The sequence below is a fragment of the Yersinia artesiana genome, from assembly GCF_902726545.1.
Classification (GTDB): Bacteria; Pseudomonadota; Gammaproteobacteria; order Enterobacterales; family Enterobacteriaceae; genus Yersinia; species Yersinia artesiana.
The window spans coordinates 1-1,786 of sequence record NZ_CACVAD010000101.1; the positions used below are offsets into that span (position 1 = coordinate 1).

Consider the following 1,786-nt stretch of genomic DNA (forward strand, 5'->3'; position numbering starts at 1 on the left):
GCTCTTTAACAATTTATCAGACAATCTGTGTGGGCACTCGCAAGACGATATCGAAGCCTGTTTCGACAGGCAGAAGAAATATCAAAGTCTTGAAGAGTGACCAAAGCAGTACACATTTGAACTTCGGTTCGAATGCATATTTGCAGAAAGTAATCTTTGAGCATCGCTATGTTAACTCATAGCAAATCAAACAAATCTTAAATTGAAGAGTTTGATCATGGCTCAGATTGAACGCTGGCGGCAGGCCTAACACATGCAAGTCGAGCGGCAGCGGGAAGTAGTTTACTACTTTGCCGGCGAGCGGCGGACGGGTGAGTAATGTCTGGGAAACTGCCTGATGGAGGGGGATAACTACTGGAAACGGTAGCTAATACCGCATGACCTCGAAAGAGCAAAGTGGGGGACCTTCGGGCCTCACGCCATCGGATGTGCCCAGATGGGATTAGCTAGTAGGTGGGGTAATGGCTCACCTAGGCGACGATCCCTAGCTGGTCTGAGAGGATGACCAGCCACACTGGAACTGAGACACGGTCCAGACTCCTACGGGAGGCAGCAGTGGGGAATATTGCACAATGGGCGCAAGCCTGATGCAGCCATGCCGCGTGTGTGAAGAAGGCCTTCGGGTTGTAAAGCACTTTCAGCGAGGAGGAAGGCATAAAGGTTAATAACCTTTGTGATTGACGTTACTCGCAGAAGAAGCACCGGCTAACTCCGTGCCAGCAGCCGCGGTAATACGGAGGGTGCAAGCGTTAATCGGAATTACTGGGCGTAAAGCGCACGCAGGCGGTTTGTTAAGTCAGATGTGAAATCCCCGCGCTTAACGTGGGAACTGCATTTGAAACTGGCAAGCTAGAGTCTTGTAGAGGGGGGTAGAATTCCAGGTGTAGCGGTGAAATGCGTAGAGATCTGGAGGAATACCGGTGGCGAAGGCGGCCCCCTGGACAAAGACTGACGCTCAGGTGCGAAAGCGTGGGGAGCAAACAGGATTAGATACCCTGGTAGTCCACGCTGTAAACGATGTCGACTTGGAGGTTGTGCCCTTGAGGCGTGGCTTCCGGAGCTAACGCGTTAAGTCGACCGCCTGGGGAGTACGGCCGCAAGGTTAAAACTCAAATGAATTGACGGGGGCCCGCACAAGCGGTGGAGCATGTGGTTTAATTCGATGCAACGCGAAGAACCTTACCTACTCTTGACATCCACGGAATTTAGCAGAGATGCTTTAGTGCCTTCGGGAACCGTGAGACAGGTGCTGCATGGCTGTCGTCAGCTCGTGTTGTGAAATGTTGGGTTAAGTCCCGCAACGAGCGCAACCCTTATCCTTTGTTGCCAGCACGTCATGGTGGGAACTCAAAGGAGACTGCCGGTGATAAACCGGAGGAAGGTGGGGATGACGTCAAGTCATCATGGCCCTTACGAGTAGGGCTACACACGTGCTACAATGGCAGATACAAAGTGAAGCGAACTCGCGAGAGCAAGCGGACCACATAAAGTCTGTCGTAGTCCGGATTGGAGTCTGCAACTCGACTCCATGAAGTCGGAATCGCTAGTAATCGTAGATCAGAATGCTACGGTGAATACGTTCCCGGGCCTTGTACACACCGCCCGTCACACCATGGGAGTGGGTTGCAAAAGAAGTAGGTAGCTTAACCTTCGGGAGGGCGCTTACCACTTTGTGATTCATGACTGGGGTGAAGTCGTAACAAGGTAACCGTAGGGGAACCTGCGGTTGGATCACCTCCTTACCTAACGATACGCATTGCGCAGTGTCCACACAGATTGTCTGATG

At 52.0% G+C, this 1,786-nt stretch carries 1 rRNA gene; it reads left to right on the forward strand.

The annotated features are described in order from the left end of the window. Nucleotides 1–199: 199 nt before the first annotated feature. Nucleotides 200–1,742: ribosomal RNA gene (locus tag HU019_RS20045) — 16S ribosomal RNA — on the forward strand. The last annotated feature ends 44 nt before the right edge of the window (nt 1,743–1,786 follow it).